Raw genomic sequence first — 24,921 nt, forward strand, 5'->3', positions numbered from 1 at the left:
TCAATAGATTTGCTGGCTGCCTGGATCGCAAGATCGGGGTGGCTGGCGTTAAAAGGAACTAAGACGTTATTTGGTTAAGATCAATTTTCCCGCTTTGGTTTGGCGAAGTTGATAGCGTTGCCCTTGATGGATGATCACCGCCAGGCCATCCGTGCCCAGTAGTTCGGCACTGTCGAAGCAGGGCGGTAAAGCGGCAGGAGCACTGCCGTCAGGAGTAACCAAAGCGTTGTTGGACTGTTGGCAATTATTGAGATTGTCCATAAATTCAACCGGTAAATGGTAATTAATATCAAATTGATAATCATTATCATGTGAACGAAAGGTTACATCAAGGGAAATTTTCTTACCGATGGAACCTTTTTGTCGTCATGCTTACCGGAGCTAGATTGATTGCGATCAATTTGCTGATAAAACGGCTATTTCAACAGGGTTTCGATACGGCCGAACAGGCGCTCAGGTTTGGTGATGGGGGCAAAGCGTGTGATGCGCTCGCCATCGGCGGTGAGCAGGAATTTGGTGAAGTTCCACTTGATACGTTGGCTGCCTAACAGACCGGGAGCACGGCGTTTTAACTCGCTGAACAGGGGATGCGCCTGCGCGCCGTTGACGTCGATCTTGCTGAACAGCGGAAAGCTGACGCCATAGTTGAGGGTGCAGAAGTTGGCAATCTCCAGCGGATCGCCCGGCTCTTGCCCGCCAAACTGATTGCAGGGAAAGCCCAGCACCATTAACCCGCGTGAGCGATAATACTGCCATAGCTTTTCCAAGCCTGCATACTGAGGAGTAAAGCCACACTTGCTGGCGGTATTGACCACCAGGTAGGCCCGCGCCGGAAAGTCGGCCAGCGTTTTATGTTCCCCTTGCAGGGTGATACAGGGAATGGACAGCAGTGAATGGTTCATGCGCAAAGGCTCCTGCTCGCTGTGGCAATGACGCTGAATGGGGAGTGATAGTATGCAGTATAGTTAAGCGGGCGCAGTGTGCGGCACCCGCTAAGTAGCAAGATCAGAAACGGGTATCTACCGCGTCGGCCAGCATAGCCAGCAACTGCTCGCTGTCCGACCAGCTCAGGCAAGGGTCGGTAATGGATTGGCCGTAGGTTAGTGATTGGCCAGCCACGATCTTCTGCGTGCCTTCCACCAGGAAGCTTTCGGCCATCACGCCAGCGACGGCCACGGAGCCTGCACGGATCTGTTGGCAGACGTTTTCCGCCACTTCCAACTGGCGGCGATGCAATTTCTGACAATTACCGTGGCTGAAGTCGATCACCAGCTGTTCAGGTAAATCAAACTCGCGCAAGCTATCACAGGCGGCTACCACATCGGTCGCGTGATAGTTTGGCGTCTTGCCGCCGCGCATGATGATATGGCCATAAGGGTTGCCGCTGGTCTGGTAAATGGTCATCTGGCCGGTTTTGTCTGGCGACAGGAACATATGACCGGCGCGTGCAGCACGGATGGCATCAATGGCGATGCGGGTATTGCCGTCGGTTCCATTTTTGAAACCAACCGGGCAAGAGAGCGCCGAGGCCATTTCACGGTGGATCTGGCTTTCGGTGGTGCGAGCGCCAATCGCGCCCCAGCTGATCAAGTCGGCAATATACTGGCCGATCACCATATCCAGGAACTCGGTCGCCGTTGGCAGGCCAAGCTGGTTCACTGACAATAGCAGCTTGCGCGCCATCTCAATGCCACGGTTGACCTGATAGCTGCCGTCCAGGTCGGGATCGGAAATCAAGCCTTTCCAGCCCACCACGGTGCGCGGTTTTTCAAAATAGGTGCGCATCACGATTTCCAGACGGTCCTGATAGCGCTCGCGCAGTACGTTAAGGCGGGTGGCATAGTCCATAGCCGCATCCAGATCGTGAATGGAGCAGGGGCCAATCACTACCAACAGGCGCTTATCTTCGCCGGTTAGGATTTTTTCGATACGTTTACGTGACGCCGTCACGTTATCGGCTACCGATGCTGAGATCGGCAACTTCTCTGCCAGCGCCTGAGGCGTGACCAAGCTGTCGATGCGCGCGGTCCGCAGTTCATCTGTTTTGTGCATGATTGTCTCTAAAACTGTTCTTCGCGACGGCAGGAATACCGGGAAGTGATGGCGATCACAATAACGCAAAAACCGCTGAATTCAACCGTAGAGATTGTGATCGGCTGATTAAAACCGATAAAAAAGCACAAAAAAGGGGGCATAGAGGACTCTCCGCCAGCCCCTACTATCAGAACATCCGCCGGCTCATCCCGAGGATATCGAGGATCTTGGTGGAGATCTCCTCCACCGAATAGTTGGTGGTATTGAGATAGCGGATCTGGTTTTTGCGAAACAGCGCTTCCACTTCGGCAACTTCCATCCTGCATTGGCGCGGGGAAGAGTAACGGCTGTTTTCGCGGCGTTCTTCGCGGATCGCTGTTAACCGCTCAGGGTTAATGGTCAACCCAAATAACTTATGTTGAAACGGTTTTAACGCGGCGGGTAGCTGCAAATTATCCATATCATCGGCGGTAAACGGATAGTTGGCCGCGCGGATACCAAATTGCATCGCCAGATACAGGCTGGTGGGGGTTTTACCACAGCGGGATACGCCGAGCAGGATCACCTGCGCCTGATCGAGATTGCGCAGCGATATCCCATCATCATGGGCCAGGGTGTATTCAATGGCCGCGATCCGGGCGTCATACTTGCCCAGGTTGTTTTCGGTCAGCCCGTGGGTGCGATTAGGTACTGGTGTTGGATCCACCGCTAATTCCCCCTGTAGCGGGCCGACCAGGGCTTGTACGATATCCTGGCAGAATCCTTCACTTTGGGTGATCACTTGGCGCACTTCCGGCGAGATAATCGAATAGAACACCAGTGGGCGCACACCGGTCTGTTGGTAAATATCATTGATCTGCTGGCATACGCCCCGCGCACGCGCTTCGGTTTCCACAAAGGGCAGAGTGAAAGTGGTGGCCTTGACGGGAAACTGTGACAGCACCGCATGCCCCAATACTTCGGCGGTAATGGCCGTGCCATCCGAGATATAAAAAACGCTTCTTTCCACCCATAACTCCTTAATGCCTGAAACGACTGATAGCAACATCATGGTCTGCATACCCACATAGGGTAAAGAGGGGGACAGAAATTTTGTGACGCTGGGAATCATTCGCGGTAATTGAATATATTTTATAAAACCCATTTTCATTTTTAATAAAATGACAGATGCTATTTTAACTAGCTGCGCTGACACAAATTGGCGCTATTTTCGTCAAATCAATTACTAAAAATACGGGTATTTAAGCGAAAGTTTAAATAATACATAATTTGTTGAATTGTAAGCTTTTCGCCAGTTAGGGAACGATCCCTAATAAAGTTGTGCCCGATGGAATTCTCTTAATTGCTATTTTCTTCATTGGCTTGATCGATTCACCTGTCCATTGTCTATGGATCATTGTGCTAGTGTGGGTGGGTGCCGTTTTTTGCGGTACGAGTCAAAAATCCGTCAATACCCTACTGATAGCAATAAGGATTGTCTCGATGTCTAACAATGGCCCAGACTTGCGTAATGTGCTTTGGTACAACCAGCTTGGCATGCACGACGTTGACCGTGTCGGTGGCAAAAATGCCTCCCTCGGTGAAATGATCACCAATCTCTCCGATTTGGGCGTGGCCGTACCCAACGGTTTTGCCACCACCGCCCAGGCATTTAACGATTTTCTTGAGCAAAGTGGGGTTAACCAGCGCATTTATCAGCTGCTGGATCAGACTGACGTTGACGATATTGCTCAACTGTCCAAGGCCGGTGCGCAAATTCGCCAATGGGTGATCGATACGCCTTTCCACGCGGAATTTGAGCGTGAAATTACCCTGGCGTACCAACAACTGTCCGAGGGCGAAAGCGAAGCCTCCTTTGCCGTGCGTTCTTCCGCCACGGCCGAAGATATGCCAGACGCCTCGTTTGCCGGCCAGCAGGAAACCTTCCTCAACGTTCAGGGCATTGATGCGGTGATGGTGGCGATCAAACACGTCTTCGCCTCCCTGTTTAACGACCGTGCCATCTCTTACCGTGTGCATCAGGGTTACGATCACCGTGGCGTGGCGCTTTCCGCCGGTGTACAGCGCATGGTGCGCTCCGACCTGGCTTCCTCTGGTGTCATGTTTACCATCGATACCGAGTCCGGCTTTGATCAGGTGGTGTTTATTACCTCGGCGTTCGGCCTGGGGGAAATGGTGGTGCAAGGGGCGGTCAACCCGGATGAGTTTTATGTCCATAAACCGACGCTGCTAAAGGGCAATCCGGCCATTGTGCGCCGCAACCTTGGCTCGAAAAAAATCCGTATGGTGTACGCGCCTTCACAGGATCACGGCAAGCAGGTACGTATCGAAGATGTGCCAGAAGAGCAACGCAATCGTTTCTCTTTGACCGATGATGAAGTCCAGGCACTGGCGCATCAGGCGTTGTTGATCGAAAAACACTATGGCCGCCCGATGGATATCGAGTGGGCCAAAGACGGCCATACCGGCAAGCTGCTGATAGTCCAGGCGCGGCCAGAAACCGTGCGTTCCAATGAGCAGGTGATGGAACGCTACCAACTGAACGGTAACAGCACCGTGCTGGTGGAAGGCCGAGCCATAGGTCATCGCATTGGGGCCGGCCCGGTGAAGGTCATCCACAATATCAGCGAAATGGATCGCATTGAACCGGGTGACGTGTTGGTCACCGATATGACCGACCCGGATTGGGAACCGATCATGAAGAAGGCGGCTGCGATCGTAACCAACCGTGGCGGGCGTACCTGCCATGCGGCGATCATTGCCCGTGAACTGGGGATCCCTGCCGTTGTAGGGTGTGGCCACGCAACGGATCTGCTGAAAGAAGGGCAGAAAGTCACCGTCTCCTGCGCCGAAGGCGACACCGGCTTTGTCTACAGCGACATGCTGGAATTCAGCGTGCAAAGCTCGGAAGTCACTGAACTGCCAGAGCTCCCGTTGAAGATCATGATGAACGTCGGCAACCCAGACCGCGCTTTCGACTTCGCTCGCTTGCCAAATGAAGGTGTGGGGCTGGCCCGGTTGGAGTTTATTATCAACCGCATGATCGGCGTACACCCGCGTGCCCTGTTGGAGTTCGATCAGCAGACCCCAGAGCTGCAGGCAGAAATCAAGACGCTGATGTTAGGCTATGACGATCCGGTCGAGTTCTATGTCGGTCGTTTGACCGAAGGGATCGCTACGCTGGGTGCGGCATTCTGGCCGAAGCGCGTCATCGTGCGCCTTTCCGATTTCAAATCTAACGAATACGCCAACCTGGTCGGCGGCGAGAAATATGAGCCGCACGAAGAAAACCCGATGCTAGGTTTCCGTGGCGCAGGTCGTTACGTGGCGGACAGCTTCCGCGACTGCTTCGCCATGGAATGTGCCGCGATGAAGCGGGTACGTAATGAAATGGGCCTGACCAACGTTGAGGTGATGGTGCCGTTTGTGCGTACCGTGGCTCAGGCGGAGGCCGTGGTGGCAGAGTTGGGGCGTCAGGGCCTCAAGCGCGGCGAAAACGGGCTGAAAGTGATCATGATGTGTGAGATCCCGTCCAACGCCTTGCTGGCCGATCAGTTCCTTGAGCACTTTGATGGCTTCTCTATCGGCTCCAACGATATGACGCAGCTCACGCTGGGGCTGGATCGCGATTCCGGTGTGGTTTCAGAACTGTTTGACGAGCGCAATGAGGCGGTCAAGGCGCTGCTTTCCATGGCGATCCAGGCGGCCAAGCGTCACGGCAAATATGTCGGCATCTGTGGGCAAGGCCCGTCAGACCATGCAGACTTTGCCGAGTGGCTGATGGATCAGGGGATTGATAGCCTGTCGCTTAACCCGGATACCGTGGTGCAGACCTGGGTTAATTTGTCACAAAGAAAGTAAACCTGAATAACAACGTCTGTTGAAAACATAAAACCGCCGGTTAAACCTGGCGGTTTTTTTATATTGGCGGGTTATTTTGCACAAAAAAAAGCCCATCAAAAGACGGGCAAAGACTACACACAGCAATTCAGTGATTCGGGGTAACTCTGTTAGGTGACTTGGCTGGAAAACGATGCATGGAAAGCAATGATTTTCAGCAAGATAGAGTTTTATACTAGGCAGTTATCTGGCGCGCGTCACTAAGAATCGTCCCAATAAAACAGCTTGGAATGTACGGGTTCATTGCAAGAACAGGTATTTGAATGGCATCTATTATGGCAAGAGGTGAGTCAGCAGAATAATTATCGGGGACGATGCGGCGGGAAAAGAGAATATTTAGGTTAATCGCCTGCCCAATGGATGAGCAGGCGATGCCGGGATCACAGCTGTTCTAAATCTTTGGCGACTTCTTCCAGATCGGCGGTGGGCTCCGGGGCTTCGTTCACCCAGGCGCTAACCAACCGATAAGAGACTGCCAGCACGACTGGGCCGATAAACAGGCCAATCATCCCGAAGGCCAGCAGGCCACCGATAACGCCTGACAAGATCAGAATCAACGGCAGGTCGGCACCCATGCGGATTAGCGCCGGGCGCAGGAAGTTATCCAAAGTTCCGACCACACAGCTCCACACCAATAGCACTGTGCCCCAGGTGGTGTCACCGGTCCAGTACAGCCAGATAATGGCCGGGACCAAGATCAGCAATGGCCCCAGTTGGGCGAGGCAAAAGACGAACATCACTACGGTCAGCAAGGTGGCCGCCGGAATGCCAGAAACGGCCAGCCCAATACCGCCCAGGATCGATTGCACCAATGCCGTCACCACCACACCTAATGCGACAGCACGGATCGCTTGCCCGGCTAGTAACACGGCTGCGTCGCCCCGAGTGGAAGCAAGGCGCACGGCAAAATGGCGGATCGCCATGCCAACCTGCTCTCCGCGGGCGTACAGCAAGGCGCTGAACAGTAACATTAGCGAACAGTGGATTAGGAAACGGCCAATATGTGCCGCCTGGGTGACAAACCAGGTGGCGGTTTGGCCAAAGTAAGGTTGAATTTTGGCCACCAGGGCGTTACCACCGGTGTTCACCAACAGATGATAGCTGTTGTAGACTTTGTGCCCGATCACCGGAATGGAGCGTAGCCACTCAAGCTGTGGAACGTGGAGCTGGCCCGGCGAGTTCACCCAGGCTACGATTGGTGCGCTGTTATCCACCACGCTGCTGATCAATAGGGCAATAGGCAGCACAAACAGTAAGAGCAGCAGGATGGTCATCACCAGCACGGCCAACGACCGGCGGCCCCAAAGTAGGCTCTGTAGTTTAATCAATACCGGCCAGGTGGCGATCACCACCATGGATGCCCAGGCAAATCCCAGAATAAAGGGTTGAATGACCCAAAAACTGGCGACGATCATAATGGCGATAAACAGCACACCAAAAATTATCGTCGGTAAATCGTAGCGGCGTTGCGGTTGTGTCATGAATGCGTTTTCATCCTAGTGAGTTAATTCCTTGGTACCCTTTTATCATGGAGCATTTTTGGCAACTTTCACAGTCAGCAGCACATTTTGCCGTGGAACGTCATCTGCGGTACAGCCTTTCACTATTAAGCGCAGTGGAATAACCGCCAGAGTTTCCTCTTCCTAAAGCGCAGCCATCGGCTGCGCTATCATTTTCCCCGCCAAATAATGCCAAATTCAGGATGTACAAGCGGCAAAACACCCGCCATTATGAGGTAGATAGCGATGATGCAGGGGAGGGTTACGGCCGTTGCGGTTATCGTGATAATAAAAGACAGGGGAGGGCCAGTTCCGGGCCCGATTAAGCAATTAAGAGCAGACAGAGTCAAACAAGCGAATGATCCCACAAATTTCTCAGGCATCCGGCCTCGTTCAACGGGTGCTGGACTTTTTGGCCGCGTTAAAACAGAGCGGATTCAACGGCGATACCGCCACTAGCTATGCCGATCGGCTGACGATGGCGACGGACAACAGCATTTACCAACTGTTGCCCGATGCGGTGGTGTTTCCTCGCTCAACCGCTGATGTGGCGCTGATCGCCCGTCTGGCCGACGAAGACCGCTTCAAGGCGCTCACCTTCAGCCCGCGCGGTGGCGGCACCGGCACCAATGGACAGGCACTTAACACCGGCATTGTGGTTGATATGTCGCGTTACATGAACCGCATTCTGGACATCAACGTCGAGCAGGGTTGGGTGCGGGTAGAAGCCGGGGTGATTAAAGACCAGCTCAACCAGTATTTACGGCCGTTCGGCTATTTCTTCGCGCCGGAGCTTTCCACCAGCAACCGCGCTACCCTAGGTGGCATGATCAATACCGACGCGTCTGGTCAGGGCTCGCTGGTATACGGCAAAACCTCAGACCATGTGCTGGGGCTGCGGGCGGTGTTGCTGGGGGGCGAAATGATCGATACCCGCGTCATGCCGACGCCGCTGGCGGAAACGATTGCCCAGGAAGATACGCCTGAAGGGCGGATCTACCACACCGTGCTGAATCGTTGCCGCGAGCAACGGGCGCTGATCCTGGAAAAATTCCCCAAGCTTAACCGCTTCCTAACTGGCTACGATCTGCGCCACGTGCTGAGCGACGATCTGCAAACCTTCGATCTGACCCGCATTCTGACCGGTGCCGAAGGGACCTTAGCCTTTATCACCGAAGCGCGGCTGGATATCACACCGTTGCCGAAGGTACGGCGGCTGGTAAACGTCAAATATGACTCTTTCGATTCGGCCCTGCGCAATGCGCCCTTTATGGTGGAAGCCAAAGCGCTGTCGGTGGAAACCATTGATTCCAAGGTGCTGAATCTGGCCCGCGAAGATATCGTCTGGCACTCGGTCAGTGAGCTGATCACCAACGTGCCGGATAAAGAGATGCTCGGGTTGAACATCGTTGAGTTTGCCGGTGACGATAAGGAACTGATCGACGGCCAGATGGAAGCGTTGTGCGAGCGTCTGGATGACCTGATCTCCGAGCAGCAGGCTGGGGTGATCGGTTATCAGATTTGCGGCGATTTGACCGGCATTGAGCGCATCTACAATATGCGCAAAAAGGCGGTTGGGCTGTTGGGTAACGCCAAAGGGCAGGCCAAACCCATCCCGTTTGCTGAAGATACCTGCGTGCCGCCGCAGCACCTGGCCGACTACATCACCGAGTTTCGCCAACTGTTGGATAGCCATAACCTGAGTTACGGTATGTTCGGCCACGTTGATGCCGGGGTGCTGCACGTGCGCCCGGCGTTAGATATGTGCGATCCCCAGCAAGAAGTGCTGATGAAGCAAATATCTGACCAGGTGGTGGCGTTAACCGCGAAATATGGCGGCCTGCTATGGGGGGAACACGGGAAGGGCTTCCGGGCGGAGTATAGCCCGGCGTTCTTCGGCGAGGAGCTCTATGAAGAACTGCGCCGCATCAAGGCTGCGTTTGACCCGCTCAATCGCCTCAATCCGGGTAAAATCTGCCCGCCGCTGGGCGTAGATGCCGTGATGATGAAAGTTGATGCGGTAAAGCGAGGTACTTTCGATCGCCGCATTCCCATCGATGTCCGCACCTCGTTCCGTGGCGCGATGGAGTGTAACGGCAACGGACTGTGTTTCAACTTTGATGTCCACAGCCCGATGTGCCCATCGATGAAGATCACCGCGAATCGGATCCATTCGCCGAAAGGCCGTGCGGCCCTGGTGCGCGAATGGTTACGGTTATTGGCAGAGCAGGGCGTCGACCCCGTTGCGCTGGAAAAACAGTTGCCGCAGCAGCGCCTCAGCTTCCGCACCCTGGTTGAGAAAACCCGTAATAGCTGGCATGCAGGCAAGGGCGAATATGACTTCTCCCATGAAGTCAAAGAAGCGATGTCTGGCTGCCTGGCCTGTAAAGCCTGTTCGACCCAGTGCCCGATCAAGATCGACGTGCCGGGCTTCCGTTCACGCTTCCTGCAGCTTTATCACACCCGTTATTTGCGGCCAATGCGTGACTACGTGGTCGCTGGTGTCGAGAGCTATACCCCGTTGATGGCCAAAGCGCCGAAGGTGTTCAACTTCTTCTTCAAGCAGCCATGGGTGCGCGAACTGAGCCGCAGCAGCATCGGTATGGTGGATTTACCGCTGCTATCCAGCCCAACGTTACGCCAACAACTGTCGGGCCATAGCGCGTTCAGCATGACGCTTGAACAGTTGGAAGCATTGAGCGAAAGCCAGCGCGAACAGCATGTGCTGGTGGTGCAGGATCCGTTTACCAGCTATTACGATGCCCAGGTCGTGGCAGACTTTGTACGGCTGGTGGAAAAGCTGGGCTACAAGCCGGTACTGTTGCCTTTCTCACCGAACGGTAAGGCACAGCATATCAAAGGCTTCCTGACGCGCTTTGCCAAAACGGCGCGCAAGACCGCGGACTTCCTTAACCGGGTAGCCAAACTGGGGATGCCGATGGTGGGTGTCGATCCGGCGCTGGTGCTGTGTTATCGCGACGAGTATCAAGACATTCTCGGGGCCGAACGGGGGAGTTTCCAGGTGCAACTGGTCCATGAATGGTTGCAAAAGTTGCTGGCAGAACGTGCGGAACAGCCGGCTACTGGGGAAGCCTGGTACCTGTTTGGCCACTGTACCGAAACCACCGCATTACCGGCGAGTACCCAGCAGTGGGCTGCCATCTTTGCCCGTTTTGGCGCCAAGTTGGAAAACGTCAGCGTGGGTTGCTGTGGCATGGCGGGCACTTACGGTCACGAAGCCAAGAATCTGCAAAATTCCTTGGGTATTTATGAGCTATCATGGCATCAGGCGCTACAACGTTTGCCAAGGCAACGCTGTCTGGCGACCGGTTATTCTTGCCGCAGCCAGGTAAAACGCATTGAAGGCAATGGCGTGCGGCATCCATTACAGGCACTTCTGGAGATGATTGCGTGAAGCTGTGGAAACGTGAAACAACGCTGGAACAACTCAACCAAAGCGGCGAAGGATGCATGGTTGCCCATGTGGGCATTCAGTTCACCCGTTTGGAAGATGACTATTTAGAGGCGGTGATGCCCGTCGATCACCGTACTACCCAGCCGTTTGGCCTGTTACACGGTGGGGCTTCGGTGGTGCTGGCTGAGTCGATGGGCTCAATGGCGGGTTATCTGTGCACCGAAGGGGAACAAAAGGTGGTGGGGTTGGAGATTAACGCCAACCACCTGCGCGCGGTATTTAAAGGGCAGGTACGCGGAGTGTGTCGTGCGTTGCACGCTGGCCGCCGCAATCAGGTCTGGCAGATCGAGATCTTCGACGATCGCGATCGCCTGTGCTGTACCTCACGGCTGACCACGGCGGTATTGGAATAGAGGCCCCCCTCACCCTAACCCTCTCCCACAGGGAGAGGGAGCTGTTGGCCTCTGCTCTTTTGGAAGTAAGGAGGTTATCTCTGCAAACGCGAATGCCCCTCATCCAAAGTGCGTCACCGAATTTCAGTTGCACTCGATCGGTCCTCTTGCCCTGTGGGAGAGGGGCCAGCTTTATAACTGGAAGGGGACCCGTTTCACAAAATCCTTCTGAAAAGCGGTAGCCTTGTCCCAGCCGCCTTCCATCGAATATTTCTGGCAAATCAGCGTTAGCGTATGCCGGGCAAAATGATAGCACTGTACGCGGAACAGCTGACAACGCTGTGGGTTGTTGATCTCGACGATCAGCCGGTTATGCAGTTTGCTCAGCGCATGCAGGTAACTCTCGTCATCGCCATTTTCCAGGCATAAATTCGCCATGCCAAGGCTGACGCTGTTGTAACGCTTCAGATGATTGATGTTGCATTCCGGCCGCTGTAACGCCGCTTCCGCCATATAGAAATCCACTGTGGCATCACGGATGTTGAACTTGTATTCATCAATTTTGCTCAGCAGCCACGCATTCATCGAGATAGCCATAGGTCCACGCCCAATTAAAGCTTAATGATAATCATTATCATATTTGCAGCTGTGGCGATGATCAATGCTCCCCGCAGTTTTTTTTCTGTTGTGGGTCTTTTGACCGCCACGGGCTAAAAATACGCGAGCGACTAGACTTAAAGCAGGGAAAGGCATTTTTCAGACAGACAAAATGCAGAAATAGGTATTTTCTATGAATGTTTAAAACAGACGACTTATCCGGTGTTATAACCTTGTCGAGGCTGCGGGATAAGCCGTACGAGATATGATTAATTCCTATGAATTCAGATGGATAAAAATTATCCCCGTGTCTATTCTGCCTGGATGCGCCATCGATTTATCGTGTTGCCGAGCGTAAATCCGGGCGTTTGGCAAATACCCCCGCAAAACAAACGGTTGAAGTGATAATCATTATCACTAACATGGGCGGTAAGCCAGATCGGCTGTAGTAAAACACGAATGTGAGGTAGGCCATATGCATACGGAAGATGTTGGTACTTTTTCTTTGGCAGATAACGTCTGGCAAGGCATTTCGCTGAGCGACAGCGCGGTGAAGCAGATAATCAGACTCATGCAGCAGGATGCTCAGGTGAAAGGGCTGCAACTCGGCGTCAAACAATCCGGTTGCGCAGGCTTTGCCTATGTACTGGATTTGACCCGCGAACCGGCCAGCGACGATCTGTTGTTCGAACGTGACGGGGCCAAGCTGTTCGTGCCGCTCAAAGCGATGCCGTTTATCGATGGCACCACGGTAGATTTTGTTCGGGAAGGGCTGAATCAGATGTTCAAATTTAATAACCCTAAAGCTCAGAACGCCTGCGGGTGCGGTGAGAGCTTTGGCGTTTAAGCGATGCAATCAACATGACACGAAGCAACGTAGAAACAGCGAAAGATGTACCGGCTTGGGTCAGCGAAGGTCGCTACAAGGAAGGATTCTTTACCCAACTGGCCACCGATGAGTTGGCCAAAGGTATCAACGAAGAGGTGGTGCGCGCTATCTCGGCCAAGCGTAACGAACCCGAGTGGATGCTGGAATTCCGCCTGGAGGCTTACCGTGCCTGGCTGCAAATGGAAGAGCCACACTGGCTGAAAGCCCACTATGACAAGCTTAACTATCAGGATTACAGCTACTATTCAGCGCCGTCCTGCGGCAGCTGTGATGATGCCTGCGGTTCTCAGCCTGGGGCGGAGCAGCAGCCTGGTGCCAGTACGGAAAACGGCTACCTGACCAGCGAGGTTGAACTGGCGTTTAATCAGTTGGGTGTACCTGTGCGTGAAGGTAGCGAAGTGGCGGTAGACGCCATTTTCGACTCGGTTTCCGTCGCGACCACCTACCGTGAAAAGCTGGCGGAGAGTGGGGTGATCTTCTGCTCGTTCGGTGAGGCCATTCACGACCACCCAGACTTGGTACGTAAGTATCTGGGCCGAGTGGTGCCACATAACGACAACTTCTTTGCCGCACTAAACGCTGCTGTGGCTTCCGACGGCACCTTCGTCTACGTGCCGAAGGGCGTACGCTGCCCAATGGAGCTTTCCACCTATTTCCGTATTAACGCTGCGAAAACCGGCCAGTTTGAACGTACCATTCTGATTGCCGATGAAGGCAGCTACGTCAGCTATATCGAAGGCTGCTCAGCGCCGGTACGTGACAGCTATCAACTGCACGCGGCGGTGGTAGAAGTGATCCTGCATAAAGACGCCGAAGTGAAGTATTCCACGGTGCAAAACTGGTTCTCCGGCGGCGGCGAAAGCAAGGGCGGCATTCTTAACTTCGTCACCAAGCGTGCGCTGTGTGAAGGCTCAGGGTCCAAAATGTCGTGGACACAGTCGGAAACCGGCTCGGCCATCACCTGGAAATACCCAAGCGTGATCTTGCAGGGCGACAACTCGATCGGTGAGTTTTTCTCGGTGGCGCTGACCAGCGGCTACCAACAGGCGGATACCGGCACCAAGATGATCCACATTGGTAAAAACACCAGGTCGACCATTATTGCCAAAGGGATCTCCGCCGGGCACAGCCAAAATACCTATCGTGGGCTGGTGAAAATCCTGCCTGGGGCGGAAAACGCCCGTAACTTTACCCAGTGCGATTCGATGCTGATCGGGCCCAACAGCGGGGCGCATACCTTCCCCTATGTGGAAACGCGTAATAACAGCGCCCAGCTTGAGCATGAGGCTACCACCTCGAAGATTGGTGACGATCAACTGTTCTACTGCCTGCAACGGGGCATCAGCGAAGATAACGCTATCTCGATGATCGTCAATGGTTTCTGTAAGGACGTGTTCTCCGAGCTGCCGCTGGAGTTTGCCGTGGAGGCACAGAAGTTACTGGCTATCAGCCTGGAACACAGCGTCGGTTAAGCACCCGTATTTATAGCGCAGCAGCGCGATCTGAGGACACAGCATGTTAAGTATCAAGAATTTGCACGTCAGCGCCGAAGGTAATGAAATCCTCAAGGGGCTGAGCCTGGACATCAAACCGGGTGAAGTGCACGCCATTATGGGGCCGAACGGCTCTGGCAAAAGCACGCTTTCCGCCACGTTGGCTGGCCGCGAAGAGTATGAGGTCACCGCTGGGGAAGTGACGTTTAAAGGTAAAGATCTGCTGGAGCTGGCTCCTGAGGATCGGGCCGGTGAGGGCGTATTCCTGGCATTCCAGTATCCGGTAGAGATCCCCGGCGTCAGCAACCATTTCTTCCTGCAGACTTCGGTGAATGCGGTACGTAATTACCGTGGCCAAGAGGCGCTGGATCGCTTCGACTTTGCCGACTTTATCGAACAGAAGATCGAGTTGCTGAATATGCCAGCGGATCTGTTGACCCGTTCGGTCAACGTCGGTTTTTCCGGCGGTGAGAAGAAGCGCAACGACATCCTGCAAATGGCCGCGCTGGAGCCGGAGCTGTGCATTCTGGATGAAACGGACTCAGGGCTGGATATCGATGCCCTGAAGATCGTCGCCAACGGCGTCAATTCGCTGCGTGATGGCAAGCGCGCCTTTATTATTGTCACCCACTATCAGCGTATTCTCGATTACATCAAACCGGATTACGTTCACGTGCTTTCCCAGGGGCGCATAGTGAAGTCCGGTGATTTCTCGTTGGTGAAACAGCTGGAGGAGCAGGGTTATGGCTGGCTTTCCGACCAACAGTAATTCACGGGCACTACAGCAGATGTACAGCCTGTTCGAAGCGCGCGGCGGCGAGCGTTCTGCGCATGCGTTAGCCCATTGGCAGCAGGCTTTGCGCCAAGGCTGGCCGACTCGCAAGCAGGAAAACTGGAAATATACTCCGTTGGAAGGCTTGCTGGAGCAGCAGTTTCTGGAGCCTATAGACAACGAGCTCAGTGCGGAGCAGCGTGACAAGTTGGCGTTGAAAATCGATGCGTATCGCCTGGTGTTTGTCGATGGGCGCTTATGTCCTCAACTGAGCGATGAGGATCTTGGCGACTACCGGTTGACCAGGGTGGCCTATGATGCGCCACTCACGCTGCCGGATCCGATCCAGCCTGAAATTTTCCTGCATTTGACAGAAAGCCTGGCACAGGAAACCAGCGTGATTAGCCTGGCGGCTGGCAAAGATCCGGTTAAACCCCTTTATCTGTTGCATATCAGCACCGGTCGCGAGCAGCCCGGAGAAGTGAATACGTTGCATCACCGGCATCATCTGGAGATTGCCAGTGGCGCACGAGCTTCGGTCATAGAACACTACACCAGCGTCACTGCTGCGGCTCACTTCACCGGTGCGCGCTTGACCGTGATGGTGGGTGATAATGCCGAGCTGCATCATTGCAAACTGGCGTTTGAGAGCCAGGCCAGTTATCACTTTGCCCATAACGACCTGTTGGTTGGCCGCGATGCGCGGGTTAAAAGCGACAGCTTCCTGCTCGGGGCGGGGCTGACACGCCACCACACCAGTGCGCAGTTAAACGGTGAGGGGAGCAATCTGGTCATCAATAGCCTGGTGCTGCCGGTAGGTAAAGAGGTATGCGATACCCGTACCTATCTGGAACACAACAAAGGCTACTGCGAAAGCCGCCAACTGCACAAAACGGTGGTCAGCGATCGAGCCAAAGCGGTGTTTAACGGCATGATCAAGGTCGCGCAACATGCGATCAAAACCGACGGACAAATGAACAACCACAACCTGTTGTTGGGCAATGTGGCGGAGGTAGATACCAAACCGCAGTTGGAAATCTACGCCGATGATGTCAAATGTAGCCACGGTGCCACCGTGGGCCGGATCGATGAAGAGCAACTGTTCTATCTGCAATCGCGTGGTATTGATAAGCACGCGGCGCAGCAGATGATCATCTTTGCCTTTGCCGCTGAACTGACGGAGGGCATTGCCGACCCGGTCATACGGGAGTTGGTGCTGGCTCGTATCGCCGATCGTTTACCCCAGGAGGCGGCATGAGTTATCCCCTGGAACGGGTACGTAGTGATTTTCCCTTGCTGGCTCGGGAGGTCAATGGGCAACCGTTGGCTTATCTGGACAGTGCTGCGAGCGCGCAGAAACCGCAGAGCGTGATTGACCGCGAACTGGATTTCTACCGTCACGGTTATGCCGCGGTTCACCGCGGCATTCATACGTTGAGCGCCGAAGCTACCCAGCAGATGGAGGGCGTGCGTGAGCAAGTGGCGCGCTTTATCAACGCGGATTCTGCAGAAGAAATCGTGTTCGTCAAAGGTACTACCGAAGGCATTAATCTGGTGGCTAACAGCTTTGGCCGCCATTTACTGACGGCGGGCGATAGCCTCATCATCACCGAGATGGAGCACCACGCCAACATTGTGCCGTGGCAAATGTTGGCGCAAGAGCGTGGCATCACGCTGCGTGTTTGGCCATTGCAGCCAGACGGCACCTTGGATCTGGCGCAACTGCCGGGCCTGATCGATGCCTCCACCAAGCTGTTGGCGATCACCCAGGTATCGAACGTGCTCGGAACCGTCAACCCACTGCATAAGATCGTTCCCGTGGCCAAAGCAGCTGGGCTGAAGGTGCTGGTGGATGGCGCTCAGGCGGTGATGCATCAACGTATCGATGTCCAGGCGCTTGACTGTGATTTCTATGTGTTCTCCGGCCACAAGCTGTATGGGCCTAGCGGTATCGGCATTCTGTATGGTAAGCAAGCGTTGCTGGAACAGATGCCACCGTGGGAAGGTGGCGGCGCGATGATCCAACGGGTAAGCCTGACGCAAGGCACTACCTTTGCAGCGCCTCCCTGGCGTTTTGAGGCCGGTTCACCTAATACGGCAGGTATGATGGGGCTGGGGGCGGCCATCGACTATGTCGAGGCTCTGGGGCTGGAAAACATCCACGAGTACGAGCAATCTTTAATGCGCTACGCATTGGATGGATTGCAGCAGGTGCCAACGTTGAAGATCTATGGCCCAGCACAGCGTGCCGGCGTGATTGCCTTTAACCTGGGTGAACACCATGCCTACGATGTGGGCAGTTTCCTGGATCAATACGGCATTGCGATCCGCACCGGACACCACTGCGCCATGCCGCTGATGGAATTCTACCGGGTGCCAAGTATGTGCCGTGCCTCGCTGGCGTTGTACAATACCCGCCAGGAAGTGGATCGGCTGGTCGCCGGTTTGCAGCGCATCCACAGCTTGTTAGGCTAATCATTAAAGGGAGCCCCATGGCGCATTTGCCGGACAAAGATAAATTGGTGCGTAATTTTTCCCGCTGCCTGAATTGGGAAGAGAAGTACCTGTATGTGATCGAACTGGGTAGCCAGTTGCCACCGCTGGATGAAAGCGAGCGGCAGGCGGCTAACCTGATTTCTGGCTGCCAAAGCCAGGTCTGGATCGTGATGAGCAACAACGCGCAAGGGCAGGTTGAGTTTCATGGTGATAGCGATGCTGCTATCGTCAAGGGGCTGCTGGCGGTGGTGTTTATTGTTTATCACCAGCTTACGCCGCAGCAAATTCTCGATCTGGATGTACGCCCATTCTTCAGCGAACTGGCCTTGAGCCAACATCTGACGCCTTCCCGTTCTCAAGGTTTGGAAGCGATGATCCGCGCTATTCGCAGTAAAGCGGCCCAGCTCGCCTGACCGGGCACCCAAGGCTTATTGACGGCACGTTATGTCAATGAGCCTTTACAATTCCTGCCAAACTCCGCCGGTTTTCCGCAAATCATAGTTATTTCAGTCAGTTACTCGTTGACGATGTATTGACAATTCCTGCGTTTGATTACGTTATAACATGTTGATTTTTTACAATTTATTGCCTTTAAACAGGTTCTTGCTAATATCGAACGAGTATTTGTCTTATTTACCTGCTGGCCAGCGACCGCTAGCCTTGCAATGAACCGTAATAACAATAGGGATCAGAATGAAACGTGCGTTGACTCTAATGGGCGTGTTATTCGCCACCGTACTGACCGGCACCCAGGCCGCCAGTGCGAACGAATACCCATTGCCGCCGCCAGGCAGCCGCCTGATTGGTGAGAATACAATTTACAACGTGCCAAACGATGGCCGTTCGCTGGAAGCCATTGCGGCAGACTACAAGATTGGGCTGTTGGGCATGCTGGAGGCCAACCCGGGTACCGATCCCTATCTGCCTAAACCGGGGTCGGCGCTGACGATCCCAACACAGATGCTACTGCCGGAGACTCCACGTGAAGGAATTGTGGTCAATCTGGCAGAACTGCGCTTGTACTATTACCCGAAAGGGGAAGATAAGGTGATTGTCTATCCGATCGGTATTGGCCAGACCGGTATGAATACGCCGCTGAAGGTGACCTCGGTCAGCCAGAAGATCCCGAATCCAACCTGGACACCCACCGCCAACATTCGTAAGCGCTACCAGTCACAGGGAGTTACCCTGCCAGCGGTAATACCGGCTGGGCCAGAGAATCCAATGGGGCTGTTTGCCATGCGTCTGGCCATGGGGCACGGTGAATACCTGATCCACGGCACCAATGCCAACTTTGGTATCGGAATGCGTGTGAGCTCAGGCTGTATCCGCCTGCGCCCGGACGATATCGAAGCGCTGTTCAACCAGGTGCCACAAGGCACCAGAGTGCAAATCGTCAATGAACCGGTGAAGGTCTCCGTTGAGCCAGACGGCAAACGCTATGTAGAAGTGCATCAGCCATTGTCCAGAGTGGCCAGTGACGATCCGCAGACCATGCCGATCGCGCTTTCTAAAAATCAGAAAGCCTTTGCTGCCGATCCACAAACCGATAAGGCAATGCTCGACAGCGCCATTGTACGGCGTTCTGGTATGCCAGTGCTGGTCAGTGTAGGGCAAGAGCCTTCTGAGGTCGCTACACCGTCTACAGCGCTTCCTGGTGAGGGAGCTGTCACCTCTGGCGAGTCTGGGGCACCGATTAGCTCGGTGAACTGAGTTCCGGCATTGTGCAAGGGCGTGGTATTCCCCTTGTGTCACCAATCTGAAGCCTGGCGTTGAGCCGGGCTTTTTTTTGCCTGCATGGGGGGGAAATGAGAGGCAAAAAAAAACGGTGCACAATGTGCACCGTTTTCAATAACCGAAGCAAACTTACTTTTTGTAAGCGTGTGCTTGGTTGTCCAGACGCTGGTTAGCGCGCGCTGCGTCGTCTTTAGCTGCTTGAACGTCAGAACGGATTGCGTTCACGTCGTTGCTCAGCTGATCAACTTTAGCGTTCAGAGTCTGAACGTCAGAAGACAGTTGATCGATTTTAGCGTTGCTTGAGCAACCAGCCAGCATAGTAGAAGCCAGGATTACCGCGCCCAGTACCAGTTTAGTACGATTCATTATAACACCCTCTAGATTGAGTTAATCTCCATGTAGCGTTACAAGTATTACACAAACTTTTTTCGAAAGAGAATAAATTTTTTGTATTAGGGCCCTTTATTTTGATCGTTCGCTCAAACTTGCATCTTGTTTTGCAAAATAGTTAAAAAATCGAAGGAAAACAGCCTGATTCTATGGGACAACTCTCAAATGAAATTGGCGAAATAAACCGCTTTAATGGTTGCGTTTTTCTGAAAGTACAGTATTGCAGATAAAAAAAACGCCGCTAAGCGGCGTTTGGGTCACAGATTTGTTGTCACGTTTATTATTACAGCACGTGAACCGAGGCAGTATTGGTGGTGCCGCTTGGTACCAGAGCACCAGAAACCATCACTACGACGTCGCCTTTCTGTGCCAGGCCGCTCGCCAAAGCAACTTCTTTACCAATGCGGTAGAAGTCGTCGGTAGAAGCGATTTCTTTGACCATCTGAGTGGTAATACCTTTGCTCAGGATCAACTGACGGGCAGTGACTTCGTTGGTCGTCAGGGCCAGGATTACGGCGTTAGGGAAGTACTTACGCACGGATTTGGCCGACTTGCCGCCGCTGGTGGCAACCACGATCAGTGGCGCGTCCAGTTTTTCGGCAGTTTCTACCGCACCGCGGCATACCGCTTCGGTGATACGCAGTTTACGGTTGTCGTTCAGGGTGTCGATACGGCTAGGCATCACGCGATCGGTACGTTCGCAGATGGTTGCCATGATGGTAACGGCTTCCAGCGGGTATTTACCCTTGGCGCTTTCACCAGACAGCATAACCGCATCGGTACCGTCCAGGATGGCGTTGGCAACGTCACCGGCTTCTGCACGGGTAGGGCGCGGGTTCTTGATCATTGAATCCAGCATCTGGGTCGCGGTGATAACGACTTTGCGCGCACGGTTACACTTCTCGATCATCATCTTCTGCGCGAAGATCACTTCTTCAACCGGGATTTCAACACCCAGATCGCCACGAGCTACCATGATGCCGTCAGACGCTTCAAGGATCTCGTCGAAGTTGTTCAGGCCTTCCTGGTTTTCGATCTTGGAGATGATCTGAATGTTTTCGCCGCCGTGGGCTTTCAGGTGCTCACGGATTTCCAGCACGTCGGAACGCTTACGGATAAAGGAAGCCGCAACGAAGTCTACGCCTTGCTCACAACCGAAGATCAGGTCACGTTTGTCTTTTTCGGCCAGCGCTGGCAGCTGAATGGAAACGCCTGGCAGGTTAACGCCTTTGTTTTCACCCAGATCGCCGCTGTTCAGTACCTTACAAACCACTTCGCTTTCGGTAACCGCAGTCACTTCCATACCGATCAGGCCATCATCCACCAGTACGGTGTTGCCAATTTTCAGGTCGGCAGCAAAGCCAGGGTAGGTCACTGCAACGCGCTCTTTGTTGCCGATAACGCTCTGGTCGGTGGTGAAGGTGAAGGTCTGGCCAGCAACCAGGGCTGCATCAACGCCACCTTCCAGCTTCATGGTACGGATTTCCGGGCCTTTGGTATCGAGCAGGATACCGGCGTTTTTACCGGTTTTGGCAATGACCGCACGCATGTTCTTGATGCGGTTACCGTGTTCTTCATAATCGCCGTGGGAGAAGTTAAGGCGCATTACGTTCATGCCCGCGTTCAGCAGGCTGGTCAGCATTTCTTCCGACTCGGTTTTCGGGCCGATAGTACAAACAATTTTGGTCTTTTTCATGACGATTTTTTCTGCAAGTTGTGATGGATAATAAAACTAACGGTACCGGCGGCTAGGCCATCGGTAAGGGATTTGGGCTGTGCCTGGCAATGCAAAACATAGTTAAGGATAGGTGACCTTGGTCGAAATGGGGTGGAAAAATTCGGCCGATGCCCAGGTGCGGGTAGGCTGCGCAAAAAGCGAGGATGAGAATTTGTTGTAATTGCGTTTTCGCAGATCAAGGGCTGAAACCATTCAACTGAAAGACGTTGCGCATTATAAGGCTATGCGGCTGGAAACAAAACAAAAAACCGCAGTCGCTGGCAGGTTTGTACATAAAACCAGCAAATGTGGCGCAAATATGCCGCCTGGCAGCGGGTTTGTTGCGCAAATAGCATGACTGTAACGGATTATGTTTTGAAAAAATAACGTGACGGACTTCACGCTTTCAAGCGCTTTGCTGGATTTCCAGCAGGACTCCGTCATCCAGACAGAAACAGCCAAATACGGTAGCGGCAGGGATCGTCAACGTTTCCTGGGCCATCAGAGTATGCACGTCGCTGCCGACGGTGAACTCGAAGATCCCAGAAAGGATGCGGATTTGCTGGGGGTAGGGGCGTTTTTGCAGTTGGTCAAAGGTGCCTGCGGCAAACTTGACTTCCCAGGCGGTGCTCCCATCGCTCATTAGCCCTTGGCGGCGGGCGAGGCCATTGTCGAGTTGTTCGAACGGCAGCTGTGATTTAAAAACCGACATCAAAATTACCTCCATCAGGATACTGCGCTGATGATACGCGACGGGCTGACGCTCTGTCCGGTATTACTGTTAAATTGGGTTACCGTTAGGCGAGAGATAATACTGGGAAGCGAAACAAAACAAGAAGTGGTGCGTCCGAATGGACTCGAACCATCGACCCCCACCATGTCAAGGTGGTGCTCTAACCAACTGAGCTACGGACGCACTGTGCTACTTTCAGGAATTTGGTGCGTCTGAATGGACTCGAACCATCGACCCCCACCATGTCAAGGTGGTGCTCTAACCAACTGAGCTACAGACGCATCTTTTTCCTCTCTGTCATGGCTGACAGCGGGGACGAATATTAACGAGCAACCCGGCCGCTGGCAAGGGGAAAAACGCAATTTTATTTGGTATTTCACGCGATTGCTGAGCTTATGTGCAGTAAGGCGGTTTTTTCTGCAATGGCTGGCGAGGAACTCGCCGGTTTGCCTGTGACAAACCGGCGAACGCTATTAACGGGTGGAACGCTGCAAAATCAACGCCGGGGGTTGGTGCTGTAACCAACGCATCCTCAATACCATCATGATGGCGGCGAAGGTCAGGCCGATAATAAAGCCGAACCAGAATCCGCTTGGCCCCATCGCCGGCACGATGTAGTCCGTCAGCGCCAGCAGATAGCCGCTTGGCAATCCGAGAACCCAATAGGCCACAAAGGTGATGTAGAAGATTGCCCGGGTATCTTTATAGCCCCGTAGAATACCGCTACCGATCACCTGGATGGAGTCGGATATCTGGTAAATCGCCGCCAGCAGCATCAGATGGGAGGCCATGGTCACGACCGCAGGGTTATCGTTATACAGCAGGGCGATAGACTCGCGGAATGCGGCGGTGAACAACGCCGAGCAACTGGCCATGGCGATGCCGACGGCAATCGCCGCATAGGCGGCAATCCGAGCGCCCTCTACCGAGCCCTCGCCCAGCCGGTGCCCAACGCGGATGGTGGCCCCAACGCCGAGCGACAGCGGCAGTACAAACATCAGTGAGCTGAAGTTCAGGGCAATCTGGTGCCCGGCAACCGCGACGATACCCAGCGGTGAAACCAGTAATGCCACCACGGCAAACAGCGTCACCTCAAAGAACAAGGCCAAGGCAACCGGTAGGCCAATGCCGATCAGACGTTTTAACGCCTGCCAGTCCGGACCACGATGTGCGCCTTGCTCCAGCTTGATATCCCGCAACGAGGACGCACGTTTGGCATACCAGCGCATCATCAGGAACATCATCCAATACACGCTGGCGGTGGCGACACCACAACCGACGCCGCCCATTTCCGGCATGCCAAACTTGCCGAAAATCAATATGTAGTTGATCGGGATGTTGATCAACAGACCCAAAAAGCCGATTACCATGCCGGGCTTGGTTTTGGATAAGCCTTCACATTGGCCACGGACGACCTGGAAGAACAAATAGCCGGGAGCTCCCCACATAATGGCATGCAGGAAACCAACGGCTTTTTCAGCCAGCAGCGGATCGATGTTGTGCATCATGTCGATCACCAACTGGCTGTTATAAATCACGGCGATAATCAGTAGTGAAACCCCTGATGCCAGCCAAAAGCCCTGGCGCACCTGATACGCGATACGATCGCGGCGACCCGCGCCGTTGAGTTGGGCGATTACTGGGGTCAAGGCCAGCAGTAAACCGTGGCCGAACAGAATGGTCGGCAGCCAGATAGAGGTCCCGACGGCAACGGCGGCCATATCCGTGGCGCTGTAAGAGCCAGCCATGATGGTATCGACCACGCCCATTGCGGTTTGGGATATTTGCGCGATGATGACCGGAATTGCGAGGGCCAATAAACTACGCGCCTCAATAAAGTACTTCTGCACGTATACACCTTTCTAATTATTTATGGGGAAGGGGGGTCGCTGCATCAGCAACAACTAAAAACTGCGGAATATGCCAAAAAGATTGTACCTGCTAGCCGGGGTTTAGCAAAGGTTGTAACGAAATAGTTATACCGGCCGTCTTTCAAGCTGTAGCTTGAAATCCATCGAGTATCTATCCGTCGCCTTGAAACTACAGCGTTGTTGGCTGAGGACGCTAACCCCAGGATATAAACTAGGCAAGCACTGCTTTTTTGCCGTTGTGCGTTTGGTTTTCTGCCGTAACTGGGGCAAACTGCTTACAGCGCGTTGAACATAGTCATAAAGAAGAGGCCAACATGTTTACCGGTATCGTACAAGGCACCGCCCCGCTGGTTGCCATTGATGAAAAACCCAACTTCCGTACCCACGTTGTTGAAATGCCTGATGAGCTGTTACCAGGGCTGGAGTTGGGGGCCTCGGTGGCCCACAACGGCTGCTGTCTGACCGTCACGGAGATCGCAGGCAATCGCGTCAGCTTTGACCTGATCAAAGAGACCCTGCGGCTGACCAATCTTGGCGATCTTAAACTGGGTGATGTGGTCAATCTGGAAAGAGCCGCCAAGTTTAACGATGAAATCGGCGGGCACCTGATGTCCGGGCATATTATCTGTACCGCGGAAGTCACCAAGATTTATACCTCGGAAAATAATCGCCAGATCTGGCTGCGTATGCCGAATATCGATTTGATGAAATATGTGCTGCATAAGGGTTTCATCGGCATCGATGGCATTAGCCTGACCATAGGCGAGGTGGTCAATAACCGTTTCTGTGTGCATTTGATCCCGGAAACCCTTGAGCGCACCACGCTGGGTAAAAAGCGCCTGGGCGACAAGGTCAATATAGAAATCGATCCGCAAACTCAAGCGGTGGTGGATACCGTCGAGCGTGTGCTAGCCAATCGTGAGGCTGCGTTAGCTGTCACTAAGCCGCCAGTACCCTAAGCCTGAGAATCCTGTACCGATAACCCT

Annotated in this window: 21 protein-coding genes and 2 tRNA genes; 11 read left to right on the plus strand and 12 right to left on the minus strand. The window is 53.8% G+C overall.

Going from position 1 to position 24,921, the window contains the following annotated elements:
- Window positions 1-66: 66 nt before the first annotated feature.
- The 4 genes from A6U95_RS22450 to A6U95_RS22465 form a co-directional block, all read right to left on the minus strand.
- Window positions 67-261, minus strand: coding sequence for a hemin uptake protein HemP (locus A6U95_RS22450; RefSeq protein WP_021804574.1), 195 nt, complete (start codon window positions 259-261; stop codon window positions 67-69).
- A gap of 155 nt (window positions 262-416) precedes the next feature.
- Entirely contained in the window at window positions 417-902 is a 486-nt protein-coding gene (locus tag A6U95_RS22455) for a glutathione peroxidase (protein ID WP_065686094.1), read from the minus strand.
- 103 nt (window positions 903-1,005) lie between these two features.
- Window positions 1,006-2,052, minus strand: a complete 1,047-nt coding sequence (locus tag A6U95_RS22460; protein ID WP_021178121.1) for a 3-deoxy-7-phosphoheptulonate synthase — start codon at window positions 2,050-2,052, stop codon at window positions 1,006-1,008.
- 169 nt (window positions 2,053-2,221) lie between these two features.
- Window positions 2,222-3,043, minus strand: a complete 822-nt coding sequence (locus tag A6U95_RS22465; protein WP_021804571.1) for a pyruvate, water dikinase regulatory protein — start codon at window positions 3,041-3,043, stop codon at window positions 2,222-2,224.
- A gap of 473 nt (window positions 3,044-3,516) precedes the next feature.
- On the opposite strand from A6U95_RS22465, the gene ppsA reads away from it, so the two are divergent.
- The gene (gene ppsA, locus A6U95_RS22470; RefSeq protein ID WP_065686095.1) at window positions 3,517-5,895 is read left to right on the plus strand and encodes a phosphoenolpyruvate synthase; all 2,379 of its coding nucleotides are present in this window, start codon (window positions 3,517-3,519) and stop codon (window positions 5,893-5,895) included.
- A 419-nt stretch (window positions 5,896-6,314) separates the two neighbouring features.
- On the opposite strand, the gene ydiK is transcribed toward ppsA, so the two are convergent.
- Window positions 6,315-7,415, minus strand: coding sequence for an AI-2E family transporter YdiK (gene ydiK / locus A6U95_RS22475; RefSeq protein WP_065686096.1), 1,101 nt, complete (start codon window positions 7,413-7,415; stop codon window positions 6,315-6,317).
- Between the two features lie 376 nt (window positions 7,416-7,791).
- On the opposite strand from ydiK, the gene A6U95_RS22480 reads away from it, so the two are divergent.
- Window positions 7,792-10,848: an FAD-binding and (Fe-S)-binding domain-containing protein gene (locus A6U95_RS22480; protein WP_065686097.1), complete on the plus strand. Its 3,057-nt coding sequence runs from the start codon at window positions 7,792-7,794 to the stop codon at window positions 10,846-10,848.
- Window positions 10,845-11,261: a 1,4-dihydroxy-2-naphthoyl-CoA hydrolase gene (gene menI, locus A6U95_RS22485; protein WP_021178115.1), complete on the plus strand. Its 417-nt coding sequence runs from the start codon at window positions 10,845-10,847 to the stop codon at window positions 11,259-11,261. The genes A6U95_RS22480 and menI overlap by 4 nt, the downstream gene beginning before the upstream one ends.
- 171 nt (window positions 11,262-11,432) lie before the next feature.
- On the opposite strand, the gene A6U95_RS22490 is transcribed toward menI, so the two are convergent.
- Window positions 11,433-11,837 (minus strand): hypothetical protein, encoded by a 405-nt coding sequence (locus tag A6U95_RS22490; RefSeq protein WP_065686098.1) that lies wholly within the window; start codon window positions 11,835-11,837, stop codon window positions 11,433-11,435.
- A gap of 475 nt (window positions 11,838-12,312) precedes the next feature.
- Here A6U95_RS22490 and sufA point away from each other — a divergent pair, with 475 nt between their 5' ends.
- The 7 genes from sufA (at window position 12,313) to A6U95_RS22525 (ending at window position 19,200) form a co-directional block, all read left to right on the plus strand.
- The gene (gene sufA, locus A6U95_RS22495) at window positions 12,313-12,684 is read left to right on the plus strand and encodes a Fe-S cluster assembly scaffold SufA (RefSeq protein ID WP_021178114.1); all 372 of its coding nucleotides are present in this window, start codon (window positions 12,313-12,315) and stop codon (window positions 12,682-12,684) included.
- A 14-nt stretch (window positions 12,685-12,698) separates the two neighbouring features.
- Complete coding sequence (gene sufB, locus A6U95_RS22500) at window positions 12,699-14,198, plus strand: Fe-S cluster assembly protein SufB (RefSeq protein ID WP_065686099.1); 1,500 nt, start codon at window positions 12,699-12,701, stop codon at window positions 14,196-14,198.
- A gap of 43 nt (window positions 14,199-14,241) precedes the next feature.
- The gene (gene sufC / locus A6U95_RS22505) at window positions 14,242-14,988 is read left to right on the plus strand and encodes a Fe-S cluster assembly ATPase SufC (protein WP_021804565.1); all 747 of its coding nucleotides are present in this window, start codon (window positions 14,242-14,244) and stop codon (window positions 14,986-14,988) included.
- On the plus strand, window positions 14,963-16,249 hold the full coding sequence (gene sufD, locus A6U95_RS22510; RefSeq protein WP_065686100.1) for a Fe-S cluster assembly protein SufD: 1,287 nt from the start codon (window positions 14,963-14,965) through the stop codon (window positions 16,247-16,249). The genes sufC and sufD overlap by 26 nt, the downstream gene beginning before the upstream one ends.
- On the plus strand, window positions 16,246-17,466 hold the full coding sequence (gene sufS / locus A6U95_RS22515; protein WP_065686101.1) for a cysteine desulfurase SufS: 1,221 nt from the start codon (window positions 16,246-16,248) through the stop codon (window positions 17,464-17,466). Before sufD ends, sufS begins: the two co-directional genes overlap by 4 nt.
- Before the next feature lie 17 nt (window positions 17,467-17,483).
- The gene (sufE, locus tag A6U95_RS22520; RefSeq protein ID WP_065686102.1) at window positions 17,484-17,900 is read left to right on the plus strand and encodes a cysteine desulfuration protein SufE; all 417 of its coding nucleotides are present in this window, start codon (window positions 17,484-17,486) and stop codon (window positions 17,898-17,900) included.
- A 280-nt stretch (window positions 17,901-18,180) separates the two neighbouring features.
- A complete protein-coding gene (locus tag A6U95_RS22525) occupies window positions 18,181-19,200 on the plus strand; it encodes a L,D-transpeptidase family protein (protein WP_065686103.1) in 1,020 nt (339 codons plus the stop codon).
- A 153-nt stretch (window positions 19,201-19,353) separates the two neighbouring features.
- Here the strand turns inward: A6U95_RS22525 and A6U95_RS22530 are convergent, their stop codons facing one another.
- The 6 genes from A6U95_RS22530 to A6U95_RS22555 all read right to left on the minus strand — a co-directional run bounded on the left by A6U95_RS22530 (window position 19,354) and on the right by A6U95_RS22555 (window position 23,914).
- Window positions 19,354-19,590, minus strand: coding sequence for a major outer membrane lipoprotein (locus A6U95_RS22530; RefSeq protein ID WP_005165631.1), 237 nt, complete (start codon window positions 19,588-19,590; stop codon window positions 19,354-19,356).
- Between the two features lie 307 nt (window positions 19,591-19,897).
- Window positions 19,898-21,310, minus strand: a complete 1,413-nt coding sequence (gene pykF / locus A6U95_RS22535) for a pyruvate kinase PykF (RefSeq protein ID WP_065686104.1) — start codon at window positions 21,308-21,310, stop codon at window positions 19,898-19,900.
- Window positions 21,311-21,737: 427 nt separating this feature from the next.
- A complete protein-coding gene (locus A6U95_RS22540) occupies window positions 21,738-22,043 on the minus strand; it encodes a cupin (protein WP_065686105.1) in 306 nt (101 codons plus the stop codon).
- 127 nt (window positions 22,044-22,170) lie between these two features.
- Window positions 22,171-22,247 (minus strand) — tRNA-Val (locus tag A6U95_RS22545).
- 21 nt (window positions 22,248-22,268) lie between these two features.
- A tRNA-Val gene (locus A6U95_RS22550) sits at window positions 22,269-22,345 on the minus strand.
- A gap of 192 nt (window positions 22,346-22,537) precedes the next feature.
- Complete coding sequence (locus A6U95_RS22555) at window positions 22,538-23,914, minus strand: MATE family efflux transporter (RefSeq protein WP_065686106.1); 1,377 nt, start codon at window positions 23,912-23,914, stop codon at window positions 22,538-22,540.
- Between the two features lie 335 nt (window positions 23,915-24,249).
- Here A6U95_RS22555 and A6U95_RS22560 point away from each other — a divergent pair, with 335 nt between their 5' ends.
- Window positions 24,250-24,894 carry a riboflavin synthase gene (locus A6U95_RS22560; protein WP_065686107.1) on the plus strand — a complete coding sequence of 215 codons (645 nt, stop codon included), beginning with the start codon at window positions 24,250-24,252 and terminating at the stop codon, window positions 24,892-24,894.
- Window positions 24,895-24,921: the final 27 nt, after the last annotated feature.

This window comes from Serratia sp. 14-2641 (assembly GCF_001692375.1).
Taxonomy (GTDB): Bacteria; Pseudomonadota; Gammaproteobacteria; order Enterobacterales; family Enterobacteriaceae; genus Chania; species Chania fonticola_C.